Genomic DNA, 25,775 nt, shown 5'->3' with positions numbered 1-25,775 from the left:
ACATGACTAAGCAAACTTTTAATTTAGCTTGGCGTTTATTCAAACATGAGGCAAAGCGCGGTGAACTAACAATTATTTTGTTGGCCATTATTTTGTCTGTGGCGTCAGTGTTGTCGCTATCGCTTTTCAGTGAGCGATTACAATCAGCCCTGACAGATAAAAGTGCTGAGTTTATCGCCGCGGACAGAGTGCTGAATTCGCGCAAGCCGGTGGATGAGACCTGGATCGAGAAAGCCAAAGAGTTTGGACTAAATACTGCGAATCAAGTCTATACGCGCTCTATGGCATTCTCTGGCGACAACATGATGTTGGTTGATTTGAGGGCGGCCGCGCAAGGTTATCCTTTGAAAGGCACAGTCAAAATTGCTGAGCAACCGTTCGCTCCCGGGCAGGCAACAGACACCTTGCCACAACCTGGAAATGCATGGGTTGAGTCGCGTTTATTTCAAAATTTAGGGTTGAGCTTAGGGCAGGTAATTGAAGTAGGTGACAAAGCATTCACCGTCAGCAAGGTTTTGTCAGAAGTGCCTGATGCGGGTTTCAGCGTGTTTGGCGGCGATCCTAAGGTGTTGATAAGCGAGCAAGATTTAGCTGCAACGAACATTATTGGTCCTGGTAGTCGTGCCTCTTTCAGTTACTTCTTTACGGGCAGTGATACGGATTTAAATGATTATTACGACTGGCTGTTGCCGCAATTAGATAAAGAGCTACAAAGCTGGGTGTCAGTCAGCGACGATGACTCAGCAATCGGCCGCTCTATCGCCAAGGCAGAGCAATACTTTTTATTGGCTAGTTTGTTAGCTATCGTTTTAGCAGCCGTTTCAATTGCGGTAGCGGCGCAAAGATACAGTCAACGCCACTATGATCCTGTTGCGATCATGAAGACATTAGGCGCTAGTAAAAAAATGGTGCAGCAAGTGTATTTGCTACAAATCACTTTCATTACTGTATTAGGAATTGCGATCGGTACTGTACTGGGCTTTTTGATCCAACAAGTTGTGGTCTGGGCGCTAGCTGGCAGCGTAGATGTGTCACTTGACGTGTGGTTTTGGCGACCACTGATTATCGCTGTTTTTACTGGTGCTATCTGCGCAGTGCTATTTTCACTTTATCCTCTCCTTAAACTCTTCTCGGTTTCACCGCTGCGGGTTTTGCGGCGTGACTTGGGGGCATCATTAAGTTCACGCTTCATTCAATTTTTAGCATCAGGGGGGGCTATTTTCAGTTTGATGTGGGCGTACAGTGGTAATTTGGGTTTAAGCGCTATTTTGTTCGGCTCAGGTATTTTACTGGTGATGAGTTTACTGCTTGTCACCTTCGGTTTGATTTGGCTTGGCCGCAGGCTTGGCAGTGGTAAAATGGGAGCATGGCAACTTGCATGGGCACGTATACGTCGCAGGGCCATGGATAATGCTATTCAGCTTATTAGTTTTGCTGTAACCATCATGCTGTTATTGATTGTGTTGGTCATGCGCAACGACATGATAGCCCAGTGGCAAAATCAGCTTCCCCAAGGCACGCCGAATTACTTCCTCGTGAATATTACTCAACAGCAGCTACCTGACTTACAGGCGCATTTTGCGCAAGAAAATGTCGATATTGAACATTTTTACCCGGTGGTACGTGGTCGATTTGTGGCTATTAATGATGAAAAGGTTTCAACAGCAGTCAGCAAAGAAGATGAAGAGCCTGGTGAGCGTCAGGGGCGCGAGGGGTTAGGGCGAGAAGCCAACCTGACATGGAGTGATGAATTACAGCATGAGAATGTTATCACTGCTGGTAAATGGTTTGATTCTAGTGAGCCTCTTGAAAGTGGTTTGTACGGGGTATCTGTTGAAGCGCGAATTGCTGATAGGCTTGATATTCAACTAGGTGACAAACTAACCTTTAATGTCGGCAGTGAAATCATTAATACACAAGTATCCAGTTTACGTGAAGTGAATTGGCAAACTATGCAGCCAAACTTCTTCTTTGTTATTCAGCCGCAGGCGATGGAAGGGTATTTGCCGACGTATTTATCCAGCTTTTACTTAGACAAGTCGAGAAAATCAGATATCACAGATTTGATGAAGCCTTTTGCCAGTGTCACCTTATTTGACGTTGATGCCCGCATAGAGCAACTTCGCGGTATCGTGCAACAGGTATCATTAGCGGTTGAGTTTATATTGGTGCTTGTGCTTGCTGCAGGTGCATTAGTACTAATTGCACAGGTGCAAGCCAGTATGGACGAGCGACAGCAAGAGCTAGCCATCTTACGTACCTTGGGGGCGAAAGGGCGTTTGATACGAGCCAGTGTGTTGTTCGAATTTATTATTATTGGTTTGGTTGCGGGCCTAATGGCTGCCTTTGCCAATGAAGTCAGCCTGTTCTTTTTACAAAGCCAAGTGTTTGAAATGGAAGCCATGTTGCATTGGGAGTACTGGTTTATTGCTCCTGTTGTGGGTGCTATCGTCGTAGGGGCTTTAGGTATGGTTGGTTGCTGGCGTTTGCTGCGCTTAAATACCAGCCATCTCCTGCGTCAAATGGTGTGATCTGTTAAACAAGCTCTGTAGATAAAGCTGATTTTATAAAAGCCAAAAGTAAAAAGCCGATAAATCGTAATTAATTTATCGGCTTTTCTGTGTTTACTTATCTTGTATTTCAGTGCGTCTTGTTTGCTTGGTCATAGCGCTACAGTCGTAAGCACTCCAACGCATGTTCCAACTCAGGGTACTGAAATTGATAACCGCTTTCTTGCAATCTTTTGGGAATGACGCGTTGCCCGTATAGCAGTAGATCTGCTGCCTCGCCCATTATTATTCGCAGGGCGAAAGACGGCATTGGTAGCAAGCTTGGGCGATGCAGCACCGACGCAAGTGTTTTACTAAACTGGGCGTTTGTCACGGGGTTCGGTGCCGTAAAGTTGTATATCCCTTTACACTCAATATTGTCAATAATATGAATCAGCCCGTCTAGCATGTCTTCTAAGTGGATCCAAGACATGTATTGTTTCCCTGAGCCCATCGGGCCACCCAAGCCAAACTTAAAGGGTGGGACCATTTTCATTAATGCCCCGCCTCGACGGGTGATAACGATCCCAGTGCGAATAATGCACACGCGTGTGCGCTCTGATTCGGCTTGCTTGGCTAAAAACTCCCATCTTTCACATAACTGATGGCTAAATTCATCATTCGGCGAGTCGAAATCTTCATCGATTATCTCGTCGCCTTGGCGACCATAATAGCCAATGGCAGAGCCGTTGACGAATAACGATGGGGGATCGTTACTGGCTTTCATCAACGAGATTAACTTTTCAGTGATATCCCATCGACTGTGCTCGATAACTTTTTTTTGTTCATCTGACCAACGTTTATTGATTATTGGTTCGCCCGCTAGGTTGATGACCACGTGAAAATTATCAAGGTTTTCGAATTCGTCTAATGACGAAATCAACGTGACCTTATGACCTAATATCAGCTCTGCTTGCGATACGTTGCGAGTGACCACTGTGATATCATTTGGCTTTAACTTTGGGATTAAATTAGAACCAATTAATCCTGTACCTCCAGTAATCAAAATACGCATAGAAAATCCTTGTTTTGTTACGTTTTAGAGCACGAAAGACAAAGGGAAACTGAATCTGAAAACCGTAAAGCATGAGGTTTGTCAACTTCGGCTTCAGCATAAATCACCCTAGGGTGTTCCGCTGCAATTGCCAACACATCAGCGGTTAATTTTTCCAATAACGCAAAGCGATTATCTTCAACCAATTGAATAATGCGTTTGGTGATAATCTTATAATTAAGCGCATCGTCCATGTTATCGGAACCTGTCGCTTGATCTGCCTTGTATTCAATTTTCACGTTTACAATGACATCTTGCTTGTTTTTTATTTCATCTTCATTAATACCAATATAGGTACGTAAGCGTAGATTTTTTATCCGGATCGTCGCTGGATTTAACTTCATATTGTTACCACTCTTGTTTTACGACGTAAAAATAACCTAAAATCAGTACGTTAATATCTTTTAAAGGTTTTGTACACGGATAATATCAAGTTGTCATTGATATATTTCATAATACTAAATACACAGCGTAAGGCTATAAAACAACCTAACTTTCCACTATCTTTTTTCACTCACTATACAGGTGACATCAACCATGCAAATGAAATACTCTCCTTCGCTGAAAGTGTTGTTAATACTCGCGTCACTTGTTGTTGTTCTCGCAGGCGTTAAGGCGGCAAGCACAATCGTCGTGCCATTTCTATTATCAATTTTTATTGCGATGTCTTGCAGCCCCATAATTAACTGGGCTAATCGTTATCGGGTGCCAAGAGCGTTATCCGTTGTATTGGTTATACTGCTTATCGTTGTTTTTGGATTTATGCTCGCGGGGCTTGTTGGGCAATCTATGAATGACTTTAGCGAAAACGTACCAAAATACCGTAAACAATTGGTCGAGCAATTTTCGTTCGTTATCGGGCGCTTAAACGATTTCAATATACAACTTAATCAAGACCAGCTGTTGTCTTATCTTGACCCTGGCGCAGCTATGAATATGGCAACTAGCTTATTAACTAGCCTTGGTGGTGTTCTAACAAACTTTTTGCTTATTCTTCTGATTGTGGTGTTCATGCTGTTTGAAGCCGAATCGTTTCCTCGCAAAATTCATATTGCTTTGGACGATCCGAACATGAAGATGCGTCAAATAGACAAGTTCTTACTGTCGGTCAAAAACTACTTGGCGATTAAAACTCTCGTAAGCTTAGCTACTGGCTTGGTGATTGGCCTTTGGTTGTATTTCTTAGGTGTAGACCATTACCTGTTATGGGCGATGATGGCATTTCTATTAAATTACATTCCAAATATTGGCTCGATAATCGCCGCTATTCCAGCGGTATTACTTGCGCTAGTGCAATTAGGGCCAGGTGTTGCAGGTTTAACTGCGCTGGGGTTTGTTGTGACGAATACCGTGATGGGCAATATAGTTGAGCCAAGATATATGGGACGTGGCTTAGGCTTGTCCACGTTGGTGGTATTTCTATCCTTAATCTTTTGGGGCTGGTTGCTTGGCACCGTCGGTATGCTGTTGTCAGTACCCTTGACTATGATCGTTAAAATCGCTCTAGAGTCCGGCCAAGATACCCGCTGGATTGCATTGCTATTAGCCAGCGATGGCCCAGAACTTAAACAGCTAGAGCAGGAAGAGGGACAAGAAGACAACGGACAAGAAGATAGCGTGCAAGGACCAAGCGAACAAGAAGATGAGAAAGCTTAAGTCAAAGCTAAAGCCGAAAGCGCAATAAATGCATGCCCTGCTTTCCTTAGTGAAGCAAGGGCAGAGAATTGCGTTTTTACTAGATGTGTATATATAAAAAGAACAGGCCAATAGCTCTCTAAGGAGTCTTATGTCATTTTAGACCTTAGCCGTTAACCATCAATCTGCTTCACGTATCTAACCGACAGGTTACGCCTTTGCTAACAGCGCTCACAGAGTTTGTAGTGCAATATTAGCATGAGTAAAGGCGATGCCAACACTGGCGACTGAAATCAAAGATCGTTAAGCACGCTGGCGGCCGTGCTCTGTAGCCTTGTTTAAGCGACCATAAGCTTAGGCCTTGTAAATATCATGCACCTATTGCAATATCTCGCTGACAATATGCCTTCGTGGGCGTGTATTCCGCGCTGGAACTTCTCATTTTAGGCAAAGAGCGTACTTTCTAATTTATTCACAGCAGTGCTAATTCTAGTCGCGTCAGCATCAATGATCTCAAGGCGAGAATCTGGGCTTTCATCAAGTTCAATACAGGTCAGCACCTCGTCAACTTTATCGAATCCGAAAATACCCTTTTCAGTAATAAGCACGGCTTTTAACCTATCCACCTCAACCACACTGAGCAAGTTCATCGCCTGAGTGAAATCAAATATTTTATCGCCATTGAATATCCAGCCTTGAGAGGAAAACCCCTGTGCGGCGTTTTCTATTGTAACGCGGCCAGTTCGCTGTAACGCTTGCTGTAAATCATCAACTAGCGACTCTTCTTTTTCGTGTTCATGTTTATGTTCAGACTTGTCAGATAAAGCCTGAGCTTTAACTGTAACACTGCCGGTCGTGCCCGCAAGTATAGACAGATCAGCCAGAGGACTATCTAACATAGTCAAAGGCGTATTGGCTAAGCCTTGCTCTGCAAGATAGCTTTTTAAATGGCCAACTTCATCACCTTTATATAAATCGATTTTGGTCGCAATAATACGATCGGCAATGGACAACTGTTCTTGGTAAATGAGGTTTTCACGATAACGCGGCTGAGCGATTACGCGGGCATCCACTAACGTAAGCGTTGCCTGAATATCAAACACATCTTGATAATGGGGTTGCTGCAAGGCAGCGAGTACTTCTTTAGGGTGGCCTACACCTGTCGGCTCAATTAACAGCCGGTGGGGTTTAGCATAGGAAATTAACTGATTGAGCGCTATTTGCATGGGCAAGCCCGAGGTGCAACACATACAACCCCCGGGCACTTCTCTGATGTAAATATTATCTTCAGGTCGCCCTTTGAAAAAAGCGCCATCTATTCCAACTTCACCGAACTCATTGACTAAAATCGCCCAGCGCTCATCTTTGGGTTTTAGGATAAGTAACTGCTTAATAAGGCTGGTTTTCCCTGTTCCTAAAAAGCCTGTAATTATGTTTGTGGGAATGGCTGATGTAGGAGCAGGCAACAACATTATGTATTTCTCAGAGGAGGGGTAGGTGCGAAAAGTGTGATGTTATAACAATTTGGCAAGCGCGACTATCCTTCAGCGCTGTTTTATCCAATGCCTTTTTCATTTTCAATGCTGTACACGGCTCATTTACCCTTCACTGCGCAGTTGGTGGTTTGTCATCTGCACTTCAATCTTTGTCATAAGAGATACATTGGTAGAAACTAGATAAGAGCCATAAACAATGCAACACAAGCGATTCACTTTCTTTAGGTGCTTATTTGCATTCGTTACAAGCAATGTAATTCTAGGTAAATATCCACATACAATCGTTCGTTTGTGAGATTATTGAATATATCAAGCGGGTTTAAATTTGAATAAAGGGACCGGTAATATGGGCACGAAGAATAAAAAGGGCACGATAAATAGAAATTTATTCGTGGGGTTAATTACCCTTAGTGTATTCGGCCTTACTGCTTGCGATGATTCATCCGAATCATCCGCAGGGAAAGAGTCCACCAAAAGTGCGGGGTTAGAGGTTTCGTTATTTGCTGACGGGGCATTTTTACAACCGCCAAAAATTGTTGATTGCGAAACAGCCCAGGGTACCGCTACTACGTGTTACCAATTTATCACTTCTGGCGCGCCAGCAGGGCGAGCACCAGGCCCATTTTGCCCCAGAACAATCGACGATGGCGCTGACGTCTCAGGTAGTTGGTTCAACAAAGATGCAGAGGGGGACTTAGTCGACCTTACCGGTAACTTTATCTTAACGCTTGATGATTATTACGGTGATGAAAAATGGTTACTCTACGATGCAAAGACAAGAAAAATACGTTACACCGCAGACAAAGAATCTTGCTCAGGGGCGGCCCGTCCTGATGTTGAAGAACAATATAAGCAGAACTGCATTGAGTGTGAGTTGAGCTACCTTGGCGAGGACTTTTCTTTAACCTATTTAATTCCAACCACACCAATTCCCTCTGCTAATACCGGGCGACTGCATACGGTGGGTATCGCGTTAGATGGGACAGAGTTATCTGGCCCTGCGCCGGTTAGCGAGATTTTGGGTAGCTACACGATAGCCGCTTTTGATGACTGTGGTGGTCATATTAATCTGCATCAAGGGTATCACTATCATTCAACAACAGGCTGTAGCGATGCTCAAGCAAGTGACGATGGGCACGCACCGTTAATTGGCTATGCTGTTGATGGGTATGGCATTTATGCCATGCGCGATGCTAAGGGTAACGAAGAATCTTTGGATGAGTGCAGAGGGACGACTGATGATAAAAGAGGCTATCATTATCATGCAGCAAGCCCAAGCGAGAACATGTTCATTGGTTGTTTACATGGAGAGTCTGTGCGACCTGCAGGTGGGCCTCCTGGCGTAGGTCCTGATGGGGGTCCTCCTGGCGGCAGACCGGATGGAGCGCCAAACGAAGCAGGCGGCCCACCGCCTAGGGAGCGCTAAATGAGAGCCGCTGGGGGAGTATCCCCTGTGACGTTAACTCGAGAGCTTATCATGAAGTGTCGCATTCTGTGCGCTGCGATCTTACCACTGCTAGCCAGTAGCAACGCAACGGCACATGCAGGCCAACTGAATATAAAAGCCCTTGATGCATGTGAACTGAAAGAGCGGTCTCAGGCCTGTGATTACCAAGGGGCCCATAATGATTTATACATCGGCACCTGCCAGTACATGTCAGATGCCCTATCGTGCGTTCGAAATCAGCCTATTCAACGAACAGAAACGCCCGTTAAAAAAGATACCCAGTTCAACCTTGAAGAAAATAGAACCTTAGAAAAGCAATAACGTCGCACAATGTCTCAATCGTCATTGATACAGAGGCTCTGTCGTCCTCTTATAGGAAGAACCACACAGCTTAAACTCTGGCTTATCTAAACAAGCATACGTTGCAACGTTAACCTCGAATGACAAACTAACCTACTTTTTGTCTCTTATTGCGGGATGAGAAAAATACTGTAGTGGTATTAATAAGTATTTTTCTAATCCTGCGTCAACTCAGAACACGAACTTGTAACTGAGTGAGCCCATGAGCAACAACATTGAAAACGTGAGCGTCGTTCGTACCATTTTAGGACCATATCGGATGGCTGAGCTACTGCCGACGTGATTACCAGCTAAATTGGCGATAACTAGAACATATGACAAGCATTAAACACAACATAAGCGTAGTATCTGTTTGAAAAATGAAAAATGAAAAATGAAAAATGAAAAATGAAAAATGAAAAATGAACAATGAAGGTAAGACGAACAAATGTTTGGAATGGAGGTGTTTGCGCTGAGTCCTCACAGTGGATGGTGAGCGAGTGCTTTGTCGTTAGTTTAGGTGATTATCAAGACCAGCGCCGGTGTCGATATGTTGAGTTCAGTGGCCAAATAGGCTGGTATGCTTGCTAAAGTCAGTTAATAATTCTGCCAAACTACATATGCGATAAATCCAATCCAACTCAGGGCTAAAAGGCCCCATGGTAAGGGATTAAAAGCTGCGGTTGGGAGAACTTGGATTGTTGGCTCATTAGGTTTATCAGCAACGTGTTTGGCTTTTTGTTTACGCTGTTTGTCAATTTCACGTAATTTTATCCCCTGTTGCTTCTTGTAATCCGCAATGCCTTTTTGAATGCCTTGAGCAATCAGCTTGGTTTGCTCTTTCGTTTGGCCACTTTTTTGTCTTCCCTTAGCTAACTTCATCGCTTGCTCTTCAACTTGTGGTGATACTTTAGATTTCATTTTTGATTGTTTCACATCATTTAATTAAGCTGCCTAGTTTACTGTATACGCTAAATTGAAGTCGATTACCCTTACCTCAAATTCTGTTGAGATGATGCCTCATTTTACCGAAATAGGCGCACGTTTTTCCATTGTCATATCTAACAAAGCGTATAAATGCATTAACGGTTGGTCTATGCGTGCTGAGCTGATAAAAAAGCCCTGCTAATGCAGGGCTTGATTGAGTTTACCAGTAATTTAGTGATAATTCTGGTGACACATCTCATGAACCGCGTTCACCACAAGTTAGCCACTACAAACTGGGGGAGTAACGAATAGCTAATCCAACTGTTCTGCCTATTACATCGTAATCACTGACTGTATTGAAATGATTTGCTCCTGCTGATGGAGTAGGCGGTTGCTTGTCAAACAGGTTGTCGATACCGAAGTTTAACACCACTTGCTCGGTTGCTTGCCAAGATGCGGCGAAGTCAAAATAATCTTGGGCGCTAATGCTAGTGGAGCGGTCAGACGCGTAATCCACATCGCCTATTCGTCTCCAACCTAGCTGCATGTTTATGGTGTCTAATTGCCAATCAAGGGTTGCTCTGTGCTTGTAGTCAGCTTGCAACACGCTGGCAAAGTCGCCGGAGCAGGCGCTGCCGTAGGTCCCCTTACAATCAATAGCCGCCACTGTGGCATTGTTTTGGCGGGTTTGCTCGGTAACTAGGTTACCTTGATAACTAAACTTGAGCTTACCCCCAATGGCGTCAGGCGCATCCATGATGTAATTGGTCGCTATATCAATACCGCTTTGTTCAATCGATGCCAAGTTGAAGTCATTAACGATAGCTGTGGTGATAAAACCAGTGGTTGAGTCACGCAAAACTGCGCCACATAATGGATTGTTCGCATCAGGGTTATCGATATAGCAGCTTTGTAACGCCGCGCCAGGTTGAATTTGGCTAACGGCATCAGAGATATCAATGTGATAATAATCGATTGAGATATCGAAACCGTCAATGTACTCAGGGGTGTAGACGATACCCAGGGTCTCAGATTCGGCCTGTTCAGGCTTAATGTCTGGGTTGCCTCCATAGGTATACTCCGCTGTGCTCGAATCATAAGCTGTACCGATCGCAGGTGCACCGTAGCGTTCGCACTGAGCTGTATCGCCTGTGCCCAATAAGCAAGGATCTCCGTTATAACGCCCAGCAAATCGGGCTACAAACTGATCACTTGTTTGATCGAATAAGGCAAGTGATAAGCCACTGATTGGGCTAGCAAACTCACCTAGGTTGGGTGCTCTAAACGCGGTTAGTTTGTTCGCACGTAAGCGAATATCATCGTTAATCGCCCAGTTAAGGCCAATTTTATAGGTATCTTCTGCTTCGGTATTAGAATACTCGGAAACACGATAAGCCCCTTCAATGCTCACCTCTTTGGCAAAGGCGACGTCTGATACCACAGGGATTAGCAGCTCGGCATAAAATTCCTCACTGTCAAAGCTAGCATCCATATCAAATGCGCTTACAGTCGCAAAACTGGTGCCGTTTCTGAATGCGTCCCCTGGCGTCTGTTCGCCCGTTTCTTTGCGATATTCATAACCTACTGCAAAATCGATGGGACCATCCGGTAATTCAAATATGGCTGATGAGTCACCAGACAGAGTTGCTGCAAGCACATTTTGAGTGCGCTCTCGGGTGGTATAAATAAGTGGGTCACTGAAATTGGATAAATCCAAATTCGGATCGAACAAATCGACACTATTGGCCAACGCCGCAAAGCGATTATTGCCAGCGCCGTCAACTGTATAGGCGTTATTATATAAGGTCGCGGTTTCATCGGTTTTACCGTACTGCCCGTAAACATCGTAACGTAAGTAATCAGTGATATCGCCTTTGATGCCCAATTGTAGTTGAATTGAATCTCGTTCAGCTTCTGTGTGTTGTACATCAAGGCCTAGATTTCGTTCTACGTTTACTTGTGCATTGCCGTCAGTGTCAAAGGTTAGTCTATTGCGAATGTCATCAGTTAAAAAGGCATTATCTGCGGTTAACGTCACTGCTTGATTGACCGATATCGGTGCTTGTCCGCTTGCGCCAGCACCCTCAACCGTGACTTGAGAGTACATGACTCGACCATAAGCCGTGGCGTTGTCAGTTAGATCAAAGTCAAATAATAGGCCGCTCGACAAACGTTTCATCGGTTGAGTCAGGTACAGATCAGCAGTTGAGCTTGTTGTTTGGCGCTCATCAAGCACATTTCCGCCTCCACCAATGGCAAAGGCATTGCCTGTTGCCACGTCGGTATAGTAACCGCCAGTGTTAATGATGGCGTTGGCATTTTGCATTGCATAGTCACGCTCGCCGGCTAATAACTCTTTTCTTTCAGAGTAGCCGAGGTAGCCTGTTATATGACCTAAACCATCAGCGATATCACCGCCGAAAATACCTTCAAAATTAAGTGTTTCGTTACCGCCATCAGCGGTTTCGTAGCTGCTGGAAAACTCAGCACCAGTAAAGTCATCGTTCAGGATAAAGTTAACCACACCAGAAACTGCATCAGCACCATACACAGCGGCGGCACCGCCAGTGAGTACATCAACACGCTTGATTAAGCCAGTGGGGATCATGTTAACATCCACAGAATTACGGAAACTAAATGGCACTGCGCGCGTGCCATCAATCAATACTAGGGTGCGGTTTTGCCCTAAGCCTCGTAAATCAATGGTTGAAGAGCCGAATGAATCACCTACGGTCGAGCCGGTACTGTTTGCACCCGCCGCTGCTTGGGGTAATTTTGTTGTAATATCTTCCACGTTGACGGCGCGATCTAGTTTAATCTGTACTTGGTCAACACTGGCTACTGCACTGCTTGATACCAGCTCTGTGCGTTGTATTCTAGAGCCTGTGATGGAGATAACTTCGGTTTTATCTGCTTTTTGCGATTGCTCTTGCGCCATGGGGGCACAACTGAAAAAAGCAGCGGTTACTGCAAGCGTGATGGGCGTTAGGGTGAGTCGTTGCAACTTGCTAGTATGCGTTTTGTGTTTCATTTATCTTCTATCCCGAGGTCAATATTCGATGGAAAGCGCAATAAAAAGCACGATGGAAAAATGTGCTTTTGGTGATTCTTATTTGTACACAAGACTCATTATTTACTCAGCAAAATACAAATTGCAATAAAACTTTCTTGTTAATTTTATATTTATTGATAAATTATTCTTACTCAGTCGTAATTAAGAGCAGATTAAATAATGAACAAGCACATCGAGCAACTATATTGCAGCGCTAAAAAACGCTCTCGCTTAATCATTGGTTTGATGAGTGGCACCTCACTAGACGGACTAGACGTGGCGTTGTGCCGCATTGAGGGGCACGGCACTGACACGCAAATCGAGTTAGTGGCATTTAGCACCGTGGATTACGACGATGGTTACAAACAAAAAATAAAAAGTGTGTTTGCTAAGCGCCAAGTGGACTTGCAACAGGTGACCTTGCTAAACCCTTGGGTAGGCGTTTTGCATGGTCAGATGGTCAATCAATGTTTAGAAAAGTGGAATATAGCTGCCACAGACATCGATGCCATCGCTAGCCACGGGCAAACGATTTATCACTGCCCGTTACGTCAACATGGTCAAAGTGAGTTTGGCAACGCCACTTTGCAAATTGGTGATGCGGATCACCTAGCCGTAACCACTGGTATTTTGACCATAGGGGATTTTCGCCAGAAACATATAGCAGCGGGAGGTGAGGGCGCACCGCTAGCCGTTTATGGGGACTACTTGTTTTTCACCAGTAAGCAAGAGAATCGCATTTTATTGAACATGGGTGGGATCGCTAATTTGACCTTTTTGCCCTGCTCAGCAGATGCAAGTGCGGTATTTAGTTCTGATATTGGGCCAGGCAACACCATCATGGACGCATACGTGCAGCGCCATTTTTCGCCATTACACTATGATAAAGACAGTGCAATTGCATCTCAGGGCAAGGTGCACTTAGGGTTATTGGATAGCTTGTTAGAGCATGCGTTTTTTGCGCTAGATTTTCCTAAAACCACTGGCCCCGAAGTATTCAATTTGGACTATTTAAGTGTTGCTCAGGCGCACTCAGCTACCCAACAATTAGCCCATGAAGATGTACTTGCCACCTTGAATTTATTTTCGGCGAGAACAATTGCAAATGCCATTAATGATGCCGCTATCGAGCTTGAAGAATTCAACGTTTACGCAAGCGGCGGTGGCATTCATAACCCGCTGTTGATGGAGCATATTTTGCGATTGTGCCCCAACGTGACGGCCATCCAAGATACCAGCAAGCTAGGGGTAGACCCAGACGCCAAAGAAGCGGTGCTATTCGCCATATTAGCCAACGAATGCCTAGTTGGTGGGCAACAGCCGTTTGGCAACCTAGAGCAGGGGATCCCGAATATCACCATGGGCAAAATAAGCTTTCCTGATTAAACAGCCTAAATGGGATAGTGAATTACGTAGGAAATCGGCAGTGCTGCGCTCAACTCAGTGGTAGAAACAAGTCAACAGTACCCTGTGCACAGGCTATTTTAAACATTTGCCACACACCGCTTTCATTTCAAGCTCGAAGTAGTCGTCTCATATTGCTTTGCACGGTTTTTAGTGCGGCGCTTCGTACGCATTTTTGCATATCTATTAGTATGATTTTCGTAATTTCTAGCATTGTTTCATCTTACGAATAGAGCCAAAACGATACTCTTTCAACCAGAGCAAAGTCTTCGCGGTATCCTTCTGATTTTGGCGGTTCGCCGACGTTCAGCTTAGTTTGCCGATGTTAACCAAATGTTATATGTTATTGACTAAAAACTGACCGTATTTTTAAATGCAAAGTGCTAAGCATTAAAATGGGTTTGTCTTGTTTATCTATTCAGCCAACGCTAGGAAAGCAAAAAATGAAGTATATGAATAAATTCACTCAGTTCGGCCTGCATGCAAGTCGTTTTTTATCCTTATCTTTAACGTTATCAATATTCACCACTGGCATAATAATTGGTCATGCTTCTGCCGATACACGTTCTGATGATGCGTTTATCGAAAAGAGTAGATTACTGGAGCGCAGCAGTGAAATACTCTTTTGGACCCAAGAGGAGCGTGCGATCGGTTTTAAAAATATCAGCAGAATGTGGCCGACGCGAGTGGTTGCAAAATCTAAAAATGCACAACCCATGGTGTTAAATGACCTCGGTCTAGGAAGTGTTACCTACCAGGTTGGAGAAACCAAGTATACCATCGAAGGTTTCATTGCTCTTAAAGGCGCGATAGGGATAGTGGTGCTAAAAGACGGTGAGTTGGTATACGAAAATTACACAGAAGGAAATGATAAGAACACCCGCTGGATATCGTTTTCAGTCACTAAATCGGTTTCATCGTTACTGATTGGCGCTGCAATCAAAGATGGCTATATAGCAAGCGTAAATGATCAGATGGTTGACTACTTGCCTCAGCTGAAAGGCTCGGCTTACGAGGGCGTAACCATTAAAAATGTGCTGCACATGAATTCTGGCGTTCAGTGGAACGAAGATTACAGCGACCCAAATTCGGATGTGTCAAAAGCAGGCGGAGCAAATGGCATAACATTAATTAACTATGTCAAAGCGCTTTCAAGAGCGCACGAGCCGGGTACCGTGTTTAATTACAATACTGCAGAGTCGAACTTGATTGGCGAGCTTTTACGCTCAGCGATTGGTAACAATGCTGCTACCTATTTACAAGATAAAATATGGCAACCCAACGCCATGGAAAACGATGCGTTTTGGGTACTTGATAGACCAAACGGTGTTGAAACCGGTGGTTGTTGCTTACTGGCTAGCCTGCGAGACTTTGCTCGGCTAGGGCAGTTCGCCTATGAACAATTGTCGTCACCGCTCAATTCACCATTGCCGCTCAACTGGGTAAAAGACTCGATAACGCCATCGACCACGTACCCTCATTATGGTTACCAATGGTGGTTAGAAACTGGCAACGAGGAGTTTCGCGCATCCGGTATTTTTGGCCAATCAATTGCCATTTATCCTGAGCTCGGAGTCGTTATAGCCAAACACGGCAACACTCCCCAAGCCACAGGGGCTAGCGTATTTAAGGAACACGAAAAAGCGCTAGATGCAGCTATATTAGCAAGGATTAAAGCACTATAGCGTCTCGACTGAGAGCCGTTATAAAGTGAGAGCTCTATAAATAGACGGCTTAGCCACTGGTGGGTGATTGAGCCATCTTACTAACCTTGCTTTTCCTGAAAATAATTTGCACGTTAATAATGATACATTCGACCAGCGATATGAGCTTACGCCATGAATGACTCTAGCGTATTAGGTTCTATGATGGTTAGAGATAAAATGATGGGGGTACGTGAAGCGCTGAAAAAATTTCGTATATGCACAAAATAACACCTTAGTTACCCAGCTTGGCGCCTAAGTTATTTTAAGATGCTAAGTATACTTACCCACCACACGTCTGAGCAATACATAAGCGATTGAGGTTGTTTACCATTTTCAAGCTTCACTCAAACATTGGGGGAATAGTCTACACTGGGTGTGAACTTATGTTTCAGGGAGGAAATAGGGATTAAATGTAAATATTTTTCTTGCCGGTGAAATATTCATTTACATCGTTGGGTCTTATCACTTGTAAGCAAGATTACACAAAATTATTACTTCTACTTAAGGTGTCAAATATGAAACAAATTAAACAAACTACTATCGCTACAGCAATTGGTGCAGTTGTACTAGGCTCACTAGCTTCAGTTAGCTTTCAAGCAAACGCGGCACCTTTTGGGATGCAAACATTAGAGTCTGGTTATATGCAAGATGTTGCTGAAGGTAAGTGCGGCGAAGGCAAATGTGGCGGCGACAAAGCAGCTAAAATGACCAAAGAAGGTAAGTGCGGCGAAGGCAAATGTGGCGGCGACAAAGCAGCTAAAATGACCAAAGAAGGCAAGTGCGGCGAAGGTAAATGTGGCGGCGACAAAGCAGCCAAAGAAGGCAAGTGCGGCGAAGGTAAATGTGGCGGCGACAAAGCAGCCAAAGAAGGTAAGTGCGGCGAAGGTAAATGTGGCGGCGACAAAGCAGCCAAAGAAGGCAAGTGCGGCGAAGGTAAATGTGGCGGCGACAAAGCAGCTAAAGAAGGTAAGTGCGGCGAAGGTAAATGTGGCGGCCAAGCTTAATTCTTAACTAGAATTTTCTGAATAAAGGCCAGCTTTGCTGGCCTTTATTGTTTAGGCGACGTAAGTTGTCGGCTAGGTTAAAACAGTCGTTATAACGGCAGTGAAGAGGTAAGTGATGCAGAGTAAGCATTTATCAGGCGTGGGTTTAGGATTACGCCGTGAGATGATCAACGAACTAATTGACGATATTCCCAGCGCTGTCGATTTTTGGGAAGTCGCTCCCGAGAACTGGATCCCGCTGGGAGGAAAGTACCAAAAGCAGCTCAATCAGTTTACCAGCACCAGCGAGTTTACAACCCACGGACTTTCACTGTCTATTGGTGGCCCCGAGCCGCTGGATATTAATTTCGTTAAAGACGTAAAAGCATTTCTTGATACGCATAATATTCAGCATTACAGCGAGCACCTAAGTTATTGTTCAGGTAAGGGCCATCTCTACGATTTAATGCCAATCCCATTCAGCGAAGACGCAGTGAAGTACGTGGTTGAGCGAGTTAACATGGTGCAAGACATCATTGAGCGGCCGCTCATACTAGAAAACGTATCATACTATGCAGCGCCCAACGCTAATATGAGTGAACAAGACTTCACACTAGCAGTATTGGAAGAATCGAATTGTAAAATGCTGTTAGATGTAAACAATATCTATGTAAATTCAATTAACCATGGTTATGACGCTGAGGGGTTTTTGAAGGCAATGCCAACAGCACGAATTGTCTATGGTCATATTGCTGGGCACTATGATGAGGCTGACGATTTGAAAGTGGACACCCACGGCGCTGATGTGATTCAACCTGTATGGGATTTACTCGAAAAAGCGTATGAGATCCACGGTGTCTTCCCCACCTTGTTAGAGCGTGATTTTAATATTCCTCCGATTGAAGAACTCTTGCTTGAAGTTGACAAAATTCGACAAATTCAGCATAAGCATAGGGTGGCCGAGACACACAAGGATTTGGCATAAATGTACGACTTTCAAAAGACTCAGCTGGCGTTCATTGATCACCTAAAAGATCCTGCTACTCACCCTTTCTCACATGGCATTGAACCAAGGCGAATGGAAATCTACCGAGATTTGTTCTTTAACAATATCAAGGGGTTTCTTAGTTCGGGCTTTCCTGTACTTGAGAGTTTGTATACCGAAGCGCAATGGAACAGCCTTGCTCGGCAATTTTTTGCTGAGCACGAATGCCGTTCGCCCTATTTTACGGATATCAGTAAAGAGTTCGTTGAGTATTTAAGCAATGAATACGAACGCCAACCACATGATCCCGTTTTTATGGCTGAACTGGCCCACTATGAATGGATGGAGCTTACGGTATCTATCAGAAAGCAAACTCACTCTCAAACATACGACGCAGCACAAAACGTAACAGCAGTGCAATTATCACAACTTGCCAGCGTGGTTAGTTACCAGTTTCCTGTACACCAAATTAGCCAAGATTATCAACCAAGCGAACCTGGCGAGCCTGTTTATTTAGTGATCCACCGTGATAGCGACGATCAAGTAGATTTTACGCTGATAACCGCTATGACAGCCCATTTGCTCGTCACGATTGAAAATAATCAGCATTTGTCACTCGAGTCGCTGAATCAAAGTATGATTGAAACGCTCCCGCAAATAGAACCAGCGCAAGTGTTACAAGGCGTAAATCAAATTGTGCAGCAAATGTTAGAGCAACAGATACTCGTGCCGTATGCGATTAGCACGTAAATAGGCTATCAATTTTTATTTGTTTGAATTACCATTTACGGCTGAATTCATATTAGTTAAATCGCGACGAATGGGGTTTTCAATGCAAGATAATAATGGTTCTCAAGATCCGTTCAACTTCACTTATCTGGCCGCTGGGCTGTTGACGTTATTGGCACTGCCATTAATGCACGTCATCCTTGGTTGGATGGTTTTCCTTTAACCGTCGTTTTTTAATTATCCACCACAACGGGGAAAGCTGTGCCCGCTGCTTATATAAAGTCGGTTATTAAAACCGTACCTGATTATCCCAAGCCTGGGATTTTATTTCGTGACGTGACTTCGATTCTTGAAGATCATAAAGCGTACACGACGAGTATCGAACTTTTGGTAAAAGAGTTCGCTCCATACAATTTCGATAAAGTGGCTGGCACAGAAGCCCGCGGCTTTTTGTTCGGTGCGCCTCTGGCGATTGAGCTAGGTATCGGTTTTATACCTGTACGTAAGCCCAATAAACTGCCGCGTAAAGTGATCAGCGAAAGCTACGATCTTGAATACGGCACTGACTGCCTAGAGATCCATGAAGATGCGGTCAAACCGGGTGAGAAAGTATTGATGCTAGATGACTTGCTTGCCACTGGTGGCACAATGATCGCCACTGCTAATTTAATTAGACGTTTAGGCGGTATCGTTGAGCATGCTGGTTTTGTTATTTCATTACCTGATTTAGGTGGTGAAGCCAAACTGCAAGAAATCGGTGTACAAAGTCATTCAATTTGTGAGTTCGAAGGCGAGTAATCCAATAACATGAGCTATCAAGTTCTAGCGCGAAAATGGCGGCCAAATAATTTCAGTGAATTAGTTGGTCAAGAGCATGTAGTCGCAGCTATTTCAAATGCACTTGATAATGACCGCTTACACCACGCTTATTTGTTTACGGGTACGCGAGGTGTGGGCAAAACCACTATCGCACGGATCTTTTCTAAGAGTCTGAATTGCGAATTGGGCATGGGGTCAAAACCCTGTGGTAAATGCTCTACGTGTGTTGAAATAGAGCAGGGCAACTTCGTTGATCTGTTAGAAATCGATGCAGCCTCACGCACAAAGGTCGAGGATACTCGGGAATTATTAGACAACGTACAATATCGACCCTCACGTGGTCGATACAAAGTGTACTTAATTGATGAAGTACACATGTTGTCTAAGCATAGTTTTAACGCTCTGCTTAAAACCCTTGAAGAGCCACCGCCACACGTCAAATTCTTGTTGGCGACAACCGATCCGCAAAAGCTACCGATCACGATTTTATCTCGCTGCTTGCAGTTCAATCTTAAAGCCTTATCACGAGCGCAAATTGCTCAGCAACTACAGCATGTTTTTGCCCAAGAGCAACTTCAAAATGCGCCAGAAGCGCTGGCGCAAATAGCAAGAGCTGCACAGGGAAGTATGCGTGACGCTTTGAGTTTATCCGATCAAGCTATTGCCCAAGGCAATGGCAACGTCAGTTTAAGCATAGTCACCGACATGCTCGGCTTAATGGACAAAACGCAAGTTCTCAAGTTACTCAATGCTGTGCTGAATAAGCAAAATGAGTCGGTGTTTGAATTGGTCGACTTTATGTCTGAACAAGCCGTCGACTATAGCCAGGTGCTGAATGAATTGATGAGTTTGCTACATCAAGTCGCTTTGACCCAATTTGTACCTGATGCATGCAAACTTGAGACTATTTCCGCTCGGGCAATATATCAATTAGCAAAAAATGCACTGCCTGAGCACATACAATTGCTTTACCAAATTGCATTGCAAGGCAAGCGCGATATGCCATTTGCAGCGGATGCCAGAACAGGCTTGGAAATGACACTGCTGCGCATGTTGGCCTTTAGCCCAGTGCAAGTAAGTACTAGTGTTGAAGAGCTGGTGGCTATGACCCCAAGCCCATTATCGAGTAGTGGGCCGAGTAGTGCACCGCTGCCAATGCGAGACAAACACGACCTTGTTACACCCACTGACGACACGCCAGTTGAGTCTAAGGAAACGGTTGTAGCTGCGACGGCACAAGCTGAGGAAGCGCCCCAAGCACCAATTGCCACTGAGATTGATAACACGCAAAGTGCGGCAGCGCCAAAAGATGCGCCATCTACTGCCAGTGACTCTACGTCTAACAATGATTTTACTAACGACAGTGATTTTACAGCCCGTCAGAACACTCAACCCCTTGAGGTAGTGGGCTCGAAAAGTGAGTATGCAGACAAAGCGGCCACACAAAATCAAGTGGAAGGGGCTGCTGCTGTTGAAAAGACACTAGCAGATGAAGCTTCAGCTCAGCCGTTTGATGATGACGAATATCACAGTGCACAAATGCAGGACATGGAAGCGCAACAAGCAGGCATTTTGCAAGAAGCTAAGTATTTTATTCAGCCGCAGACTCAGCAACCACATGATACGAATACAGCTGTCGACCATCAGCAAGCAGTCCATCAACAAGATGCCTCGAAGCCGCAAAGTCAATCTACCGAGAGTTTACTTGCGCTGCGCCGTAAACTCACTCAGGCAGCGGAAGATGAACAGGAGAATGCCCCTTCAGTAAAAAAGTCTGAGGGTGGTTATGATGCCAGTCAGTTTCTGCCTGGTGGTAGCGGACCGGGTGTTGAACCAATGGCTGGCGCAATTCCTAGGAATCAGCCCGTCACGAAGCCTGCTTCTGCTGAAAGCCCGAGTTCACCTGAATCTTTGCCTGAGCCGCCTTCACCTGAGCAGTATTCACCTGAGCAAGCTGCGCCGTACGCGTACTCTGCTCAAGCAGATGCACCTTATCCGAACGATGCTGATGTACCTAATGCGAATCATGCCGAGTTAGGGGAAGCACCGCCTTGGGCGACAGATGATGTTAATAATCAAACCTCTCTTAATGATATCAATGACATTAACGAAGTAACCGTTAACGAAGTCACTGGTGGTGATGTATCTGTTAATGAACTAAGCCACGAGGCGCTAGCCCTTGATGAAGTGACGGTGCCCGTTGACGCACAAGAAGACATAGCAGAAAACCAACAAGAGATTGAAAATACCGTTTTCGACCCCACTGCTCATTTAGCGCAAGATTTAGAATGTGAGGTGGACTATGAGGTACCTGCATTTCTTGAGTCGGGTGAAAAGGTCACAATAGCGCCCCAATTGGATAAATGGAGCGCGTTGATAACACAGATGCAAGTGGCTGCGCTGACGAAGCAATTGGCGCTGCATTCTGAGTTCACTCGGGATGGCGACAAAGTCGTGCTCAATTTGGTGCAAACCAAGGAGCACCTGAATACCGATTCAGCTAGAGAGCAATTGCAACGTGCACTGAGCGATGTGTTGCAACAACAGATTACCCTAGAGGTACATGTAGGTGACGCGATTAACACGCCGTTTGCCTTACAACAAAGTATTAATCGGGTGCGATTTGAATATGCCAAGCAAGTGGTCGAAACTAATGAGTCCATTTGTATGTTTAAAGACATGTTCAACGCCCAAGTGCTAAATGATTCAATCAAAGCACGCTAAGTTTTATTTCAAAGTTTAAGAGAGAAAAATATGTTTAAAGGTGGAATGGGTAATGTAATGAAGCAAGCGCAACAAATGCAAGAGCGCATGCAGAAGAAACAAGAAGAGCTAGCCAAAATGGAAGTTACCGGCGAGTCTGGCGCAGGTTTGGTGAAGGTCACTATGACCTGTAACCACAACGTACGCCGCGTTGACATTGACGATAGCTTGATGGAAGACGATAAAGAAATGATTGAAGACTTGGTTGCGGCAGCCATCAACGATGCAGTACGTCGTGTGCAAGAAACCACCAAAGAACAAATGGCAGATGTCACTGGCGGCATGGCGATGCCTCCGGGCTTCAAAATGCCGTTCTAAGAAAGCCGACTCTCAGTATTTCACTCAAGGCAGTATAGATGAAGCTTAGTCCTCTTATTTTAGAGCTTATTAACGCGTTTAAAGTGTTACCCGGTGTGGGCCCGAAAAGCGCCCAGCGCATGGCGTTTCATTTGTTAGAGCGAAATAGAAGTGGTGCCTTGCAGTTGAGCCAAGTGTTGCATAACGCCATGGAACACGTGGGGCATTGTAAGCAGTGCCGTACGTTTACCGAAAGCGAATTGTGTGAAATTTGTGCTCACCCTAGACGTAGCGAAGCGGGCACTTTGTGCGTTGTTGAGTCCCCCCAAGATGTGGTGGCGATTGAACAAACCGCTGAATTTAAAGGTTTGTACTTTGTATTGATGGGACATTTATCGCCTATCGATGGTATTGGGCCGAGTGAAATCGGGTTAGACGAACTAGCGAATTTGTTAGACAGCAAAGATTTGACGGAAGTGATCCTAGCCACCAACCCGACGGTTGAAGGCGAGGCAACGGCCCATTACATTGGCCAGATGTGCTCTGCGAGAGACATTCAAGCGACTCGCTTAGCTCACGGTATGCCGGTGGGTGGCGAGTTAGAATATGTTGATGGCAATACGTTGACGCATGCTTTTGTGGGTCGTCGAAGCCTGTCTTAGGCGAAAATTTCTACGTTTTATGGCGGTCTAGTTCATAGGCCGTCAAATATCTCACTGATAGTTACAATTTTTTCATCTTTTGTATTGAAATGCTTTCAAGCGACCTTATCTCCTTACTCACAGACAGAAACCAACTAACTTAGGAGATACTTGTCCATGGCTGACGTTGCCCATCAAGAAACTCATGGCTTTCAAACCGAAGTAAAACAATTGCTTCAGTTGATGATCCATTCACTTTATTCAAATAAAGAAATATTTCTTCGTGAACTTGTTTCTAACGCTGCCGATGCAGCAGACAAATTACGATTCAAGGCGCTGTCGAACGATAGTCTATACGAAGGCGACGGCGATTTATGCGTTAAATTAAGCATTGATAAAGACGCTGGCTCTATCACCATCAGTGATAACGGTATCGGTATGGACCGAGCGAGTGTCATTGAGCATTTAGGCACGATTGCAAAATCTGGTACCTCCGAATTTTTCAGTAATTTATCGGGTGATCAAGCGAAAGACTCACAATTAATTGGCCAGTTCGGTGTTGGTTTTTACTCTGCGTTTATCGTGGCTGAAAAAGTGGTCGTGCGCTCTCGTGCTGCAGGCGACGATGCCAGCAAAGGCGTTGAGTGGACATCAGAAGGTGAAGGCGAGTTTACGGTTGCAGATATCGAGAAAGCAGACCGTGGTACTGAAATTACTTTGTTCTTACGTGAAGACGAAAAAGAGTTCGCAGATGACTGGCGTCTACGCTCAATCGTTAGCAAGTATTCTGATCACATCAGCATTCCTGTGATGATGTACAAAGAAGAAGTTCCAGAAAGCGATGGCCCAGATGGCGAGAAAGTGCCTGCGCAACCTGCTAAGTGGGAAGCCGTAAACAAGGCAACAGCCCTATGGACTCGCGATAAGTCTGAAGTGTCTGACGAAGAATACAAAGAGTTTTACAAGCATATTTCTCATGACTTTGCGGATCCACTAGTATGGTCACACAACAAGGTTGAAGGTAAAACTGAATACAATAGCTTGCTGTATATCCCAGCTAAAGCACCGTTCGATATGTGGAACCGTGAACAAAAGCACGGCTTGAAGCTATACGTTCAGCGCGTGTTTATCATGGATGACGCTGAGCAATTCATGCCGACGTATTTGCGTTTCGTGAAAGGTTTGCTTGATTCAAACGACCTACCTTTGAACGTATCTCGTGAAATTTTGCAAGATAACAAAATCACCCAAGCTATTCGTCAGGGCTGTACTAAGCGCGTATTGCAAATGCTTGAGCGTGTTGCTAAAAATGACAGCGAAAAGTACCAAGGCTTCTGGGCTGAATTTGGTAATGTGCTAAAAGAAGGCCCCGCTGAAGATCACGCCAATAAAGAGAAAGTAGCAGGCTTGTTACGTTTCGCTTCGACTGAAAATGACAGCGATGCGCAAAACGTTTCTTTGGCTGATTATGTTAGTCGTATGAAAGACGGCCAAGATAAAATCTACTACATTACCGCCGATAGCTACAAAGCAGCTAAATCTAGCCCGCATTTAGAAATTTTCCGCAAAAAAGGCATCGAAGTTTTATTGATGTCAGACCGTGTGGATGAATGGCTTATGTCGCATTTGACTGAATTCGATGAAAAGTCATTTCAATCCATTACGCATGGTGAATTAGATTTAGGTGATTTAGACGACGAAGACAGCAAAAAGGCCCAAGAGGAAGCTGAGAAGCAAGTTGAAGGCCTAACTGAACGCGTTAAAACTGTGCTAGGCGATAAAGTCGCTGAGGTGAAATTTACGCACCGTCTAACAGATTCACCTGCGTGTATCGTGGCTGATGGCAGTGGTATGTCTACTCAGATGATCAAGTTGATGCAAGCTGCAGGTCAACCAGTACCTGAAGCTAAGTATCACTTCGAGCTTAACCCAGAGCATAGCTTGGTGAAAATGCTAGCTGACGAGCAAGATGAAGAACGTTTCGGTCAGTGGACTGAAGTATTGTTTGATCAAGCTGCGTTGTCAGAACAAGGCAGTCTAAAAGACCCAGCAGCCTTTGTGCACAATTTAAACACCCTACTAATGAATTTGGCAAAATAACGCTAAATTACTCAACATAACGTTAAAAAATGGGCTCTTTAGCCCATTTTTTGTGTATATTATGCATTATTAGATGTTTACACATTTGACCTAAGACATACGTCTTATACGGCTTGTAACCAAAAGGCCGAATGTGTAAAGTTCGGCACAGAATTTTTTAACTTTAACTAAAGGCGAGGGCAAAGAATATGCGTATTATTCTTCTTGGTGCTCCTGGTGCTGGTAAAGGCACTCAAGCTCAATATTTAATGGGTAAATATGGCATCCCGCAGATCTCTACGGGTGATATGCTACGAGCAGCAATTAAAGCTGGCACTGAGTTAGGTAACGCCGCAAAGCGCGTTATGGACGAAGGAAAACTGGTTTCTGATGAGCTCATCATTGGTTTGGTAAAAGAGCGCATTGCACAAGATGATTGCAAAGGCGGTTTCTTACTCGATGGGTTCCCGCGTACTATCCCTCAAGCTGATGCGATGAAAGAAGCGGGCATTAATGTCGATCACGTTATCGAATTTGATGTACCTGATGAAGTGATTGTCGAGCGTATGGCGGGTCGTCGCGTGCATCCTGCTTCGGGTCGTGTTTATCATCTACAATACAATCCGCCTCAAAACGACGGAAAAGATGATGAAACGGGTGAAGATTTAGTTATCCGTGCTGATGACCAAGAAGATACCGTTCGTCACCGCTTAGGTGTTTACCATGAACAGACTAAGCCACTGGTTGATTATTATCAGAGTGAAGCAAGCGCCAACAACTGCCAGTATCATAAAATTGATGGTACTAAAGCGGTTGATGTCGTCAGCGACCAGTTGTCATCTTTACTTGGCTAATGATGGCTATTTAATT

At 44.7% G+C, this 25,775-nt stretch carries 20 protein-coding genes; 15 read left to right on the top strand and 5 right to left on the bottom strand.

Annotated features, from left to right (window positions below):
• The first annotated feature begins 2 nt into the window (after nt 1–2).
• Nucleotides 3–2,531 carry an ABC transporter permease gene (locus tag AC0VYA_RS14710; RefSeq protein ID WP_475488786.1) on the top strand — a complete coding sequence of 843 codons (2,529 nt, stop codon included), beginning with the start codon at nt 3–5 and terminating at the stop codon, nt 2,529–2,531.
• Between the two features lie 139 nt (nt 2,532–2,670).
• Here the strand turns inward: AC0VYA_RS14710 and AC0VYA_RS14705 are convergent, their stop codons facing one another.
• Together AC0VYA_RS14705 and folX are read right to left on the bottom strand one after the other, a co-directional pair.
• Nucleotides 2,671–3,564: a TIGR01777 family oxidoreductase gene (locus AC0VYA_RS14705; RefSeq protein ID WP_011575675.1), complete on the bottom strand. Its 894-nt coding sequence runs from the start codon at nt 3,562–3,564 to the stop codon at nt 2,671–2,673.
• Between the two features lie 17 nt (nt 3,565–3,581).
• Entirely contained in the window at nt 3,582–3,947 is a 366-nt protein-coding gene (gene folX, locus AC0VYA_RS14700) for a dihydroneopterin triphosphate 2'-epimerase (RefSeq protein ID WP_475488785.1), read from the bottom strand.
• Nucleotides 3,948–4,140: 193 nt separating this feature from the next.
• Here folX and AC0VYA_RS14695 point away from each other — a divergent pair, with 193 nt between their 5' ends.
• Nucleotides 4,141–5,259 (top strand): AI-2E family transporter, encoded by a 1,119-nt coding sequence (locus tag AC0VYA_RS14695; protein ID WP_475488784.1) that lies wholly within the window; start codon nt 4,141–4,143, stop codon nt 5,257–5,259.
• 422 nt (nt 5,260–5,681) lie between these two features.
• On the opposite strand, the gene AC0VYA_RS14690 is transcribed toward AC0VYA_RS14695, so the two are convergent.
• Nucleotides 5,682–6,710 carry a CobW family GTP-binding protein gene (locus tag AC0VYA_RS14690; protein ID WP_475488783.1) on the bottom strand — a complete coding sequence of 343 codons (1,029 nt, stop codon included), beginning with the start codon at nt 6,708–6,710 and terminating at the stop codon, nt 5,682–5,684.
• A 370-nt stretch (nt 6,711–7,080) separates the two neighbouring features.
• Here AC0VYA_RS14690 and AC0VYA_RS14685 point away from each other — a divergent pair, with 370 nt between their 5' ends.
• On the top strand, nt 7,081–8,160 hold the full coding sequence (locus tag AC0VYA_RS14685; RefSeq protein ID WP_475488782.1) for a YHYH protein: 1,080 nt from the start codon (nt 7,081–7,083) through the stop codon (nt 8,158–8,160).
• Nucleotides 8,161–8,502: a hypothetical protein gene (locus AC0VYA_RS14680; RefSeq protein ID WP_475488781.1), complete on the top strand. Its 342-nt coding sequence runs from the start codon at nt 8,161–8,163 to the stop codon at nt 8,500–8,502.
• Nucleotides 8,503–9,117: 615 nt separating this feature from the next.
• Here AC0VYA_RS14680 and AC0VYA_RS14675 read toward each other — a convergent pair.
• Together AC0VYA_RS14675 and AC0VYA_RS14670 are read right to left on the bottom strand one after the other, a co-directional pair.
• Nucleotides 9,118–9,441, bottom strand: a complete 324-nt coding sequence (locus AC0VYA_RS14675; RefSeq protein WP_475488780.1) for a DUF2956 domain-containing protein — start codon at nt 9,439–9,441, stop codon at nt 9,118–9,120.
• A gap of 292 nt (nt 9,442–9,733) precedes the next feature.
• Nucleotides 9,734–12,478, bottom strand: coding sequence for a TonB-dependent receptor domain-containing protein (locus AC0VYA_RS14670; protein WP_475488779.1), 2,745 nt, complete (start codon nt 12,476–12,478; stop codon nt 9,734–9,736).
• 201 nt (nt 12,479–12,679) lie between these two features.
• Here AC0VYA_RS14670 and AC0VYA_RS14665 point away from each other — a divergent pair, with 201 nt between their 5' ends.
• The 11 genes from AC0VYA_RS14665 (at nt 12,680) to adk (ending at nt 25,759) form a co-directional block, all read left to right on the top strand.
• On the top strand, nt 12,680–13,885 hold the full coding sequence (locus tag AC0VYA_RS14665) for an anhydro-N-acetylmuramic acid kinase (RefSeq protein WP_475488778.1): 1,206 nt from the start codon (nt 12,680–12,682) through the stop codon (nt 13,883–13,885).
• A gap of 461 nt (nt 13,886–14,346) precedes the next feature.
• Complete coding sequence (locus tag AC0VYA_RS14660) at nt 14,347–15,588, top strand: serine hydrolase domain-containing protein (RefSeq protein WP_475488777.1); 1,242 nt, start codon at nt 14,347–14,349, stop codon at nt 15,586–15,588.
• 536 nt (nt 15,589–16,124) lie between these two features.
• Complete coding sequence (locus AC0VYA_RS14655; RefSeq protein WP_473474982.1) at nt 16,125–16,613, top strand: HvfA family oxazolone/thioamide-modified RiPP metallophore; 489 nt, start codon at nt 16,125–16,127, stop codon at nt 16,611–16,613.
• Nucleotides 16,614–16,728: 115 nt separating this feature from the next.
• Nucleotides 16,729–17,577 (top strand): HvfB family MNIO-type RiPP peptide maturase, encoded by an 849-nt coding sequence (locus AC0VYA_RS14650; RefSeq protein ID WP_011575664.1) that lies wholly within the window; start codon nt 16,729–16,731, stop codon nt 17,575–17,577.
• Nucleotides 17,578–18,327, top strand: a complete 750-nt coding sequence (locus AC0VYA_RS14645) for an HvfC family RiPP maturation protein (protein WP_475488776.1) — start codon at nt 17,578–17,580, stop codon at nt 18,325–18,327.
• A 240-nt stretch (nt 18,328–18,567) separates the two neighbouring features.
• Nucleotides 18,568–19,104, top strand: coding sequence for an adenine phosphoribosyltransferase (apt, locus tag AC0VYA_RS14640; RefSeq protein ID WP_006991928.1), 537 nt, complete (start codon nt 18,568–18,570; stop codon nt 19,102–19,104).
• Nucleotides 19,105–19,113: 9 nt separating this feature from the next.
• Nucleotides 19,114–21,849 carry a DNA polymerase III subunit gamma/tau gene (gene dnaX / locus AC0VYA_RS14635; protein ID WP_475488775.1) on the top strand — a complete coding sequence of 912 codons (2,736 nt, stop codon included), beginning with the start codon at nt 19,114–19,116 and terminating at the stop codon, nt 21,847–21,849.
• 30 nt (nt 21,850–21,879) lie between these two features.
• Nucleotides 21,880–22,206 carry a YbaB/EbfC family nucleoid-associated protein gene (locus tag AC0VYA_RS14630; RefSeq protein ID WP_006991930.1) on the top strand — a complete coding sequence of 109 codons (327 nt, stop codon included), beginning with the start codon at nt 21,880–21,882 and terminating at the stop codon, nt 22,204–22,206.
• Nucleotides 22,207–22,244: 38 nt separating this feature from the next.
• Complete coding sequence (recR, locus tag AC0VYA_RS14625; RefSeq protein ID WP_011575660.1) at nt 22,245–22,847, top strand: recombination mediator RecR; 603 nt, start codon at nt 22,245–22,247, stop codon at nt 22,845–22,847.
• 156 nt (nt 22,848–23,003) lie between these two features.
• Entirely contained in the window at nt 23,004–24,926 is a 1,923-nt protein-coding gene (htpG, locus tag AC0VYA_RS14620) for a molecular chaperone HtpG (protein WP_475488774.1), read from the top strand.
• A 188-nt stretch (nt 24,927–25,114) separates the two neighbouring features.
• Entirely contained in the window at nt 25,115–25,759 is a 645-nt protein-coding gene (gene adk, locus AC0VYA_RS14615) for an adenylate kinase (protein WP_011575658.1), read from the top strand.
• Nucleotides 25,760–25,775 lie beyond the last annotated feature (16 nt).

The organism is Paraglaciecola sp. QJM3NY_14 (genome assembly GCF_056173245.1).
This window is presented reverse-complemented; position numbering and strand designations above follow the sequence as displayed.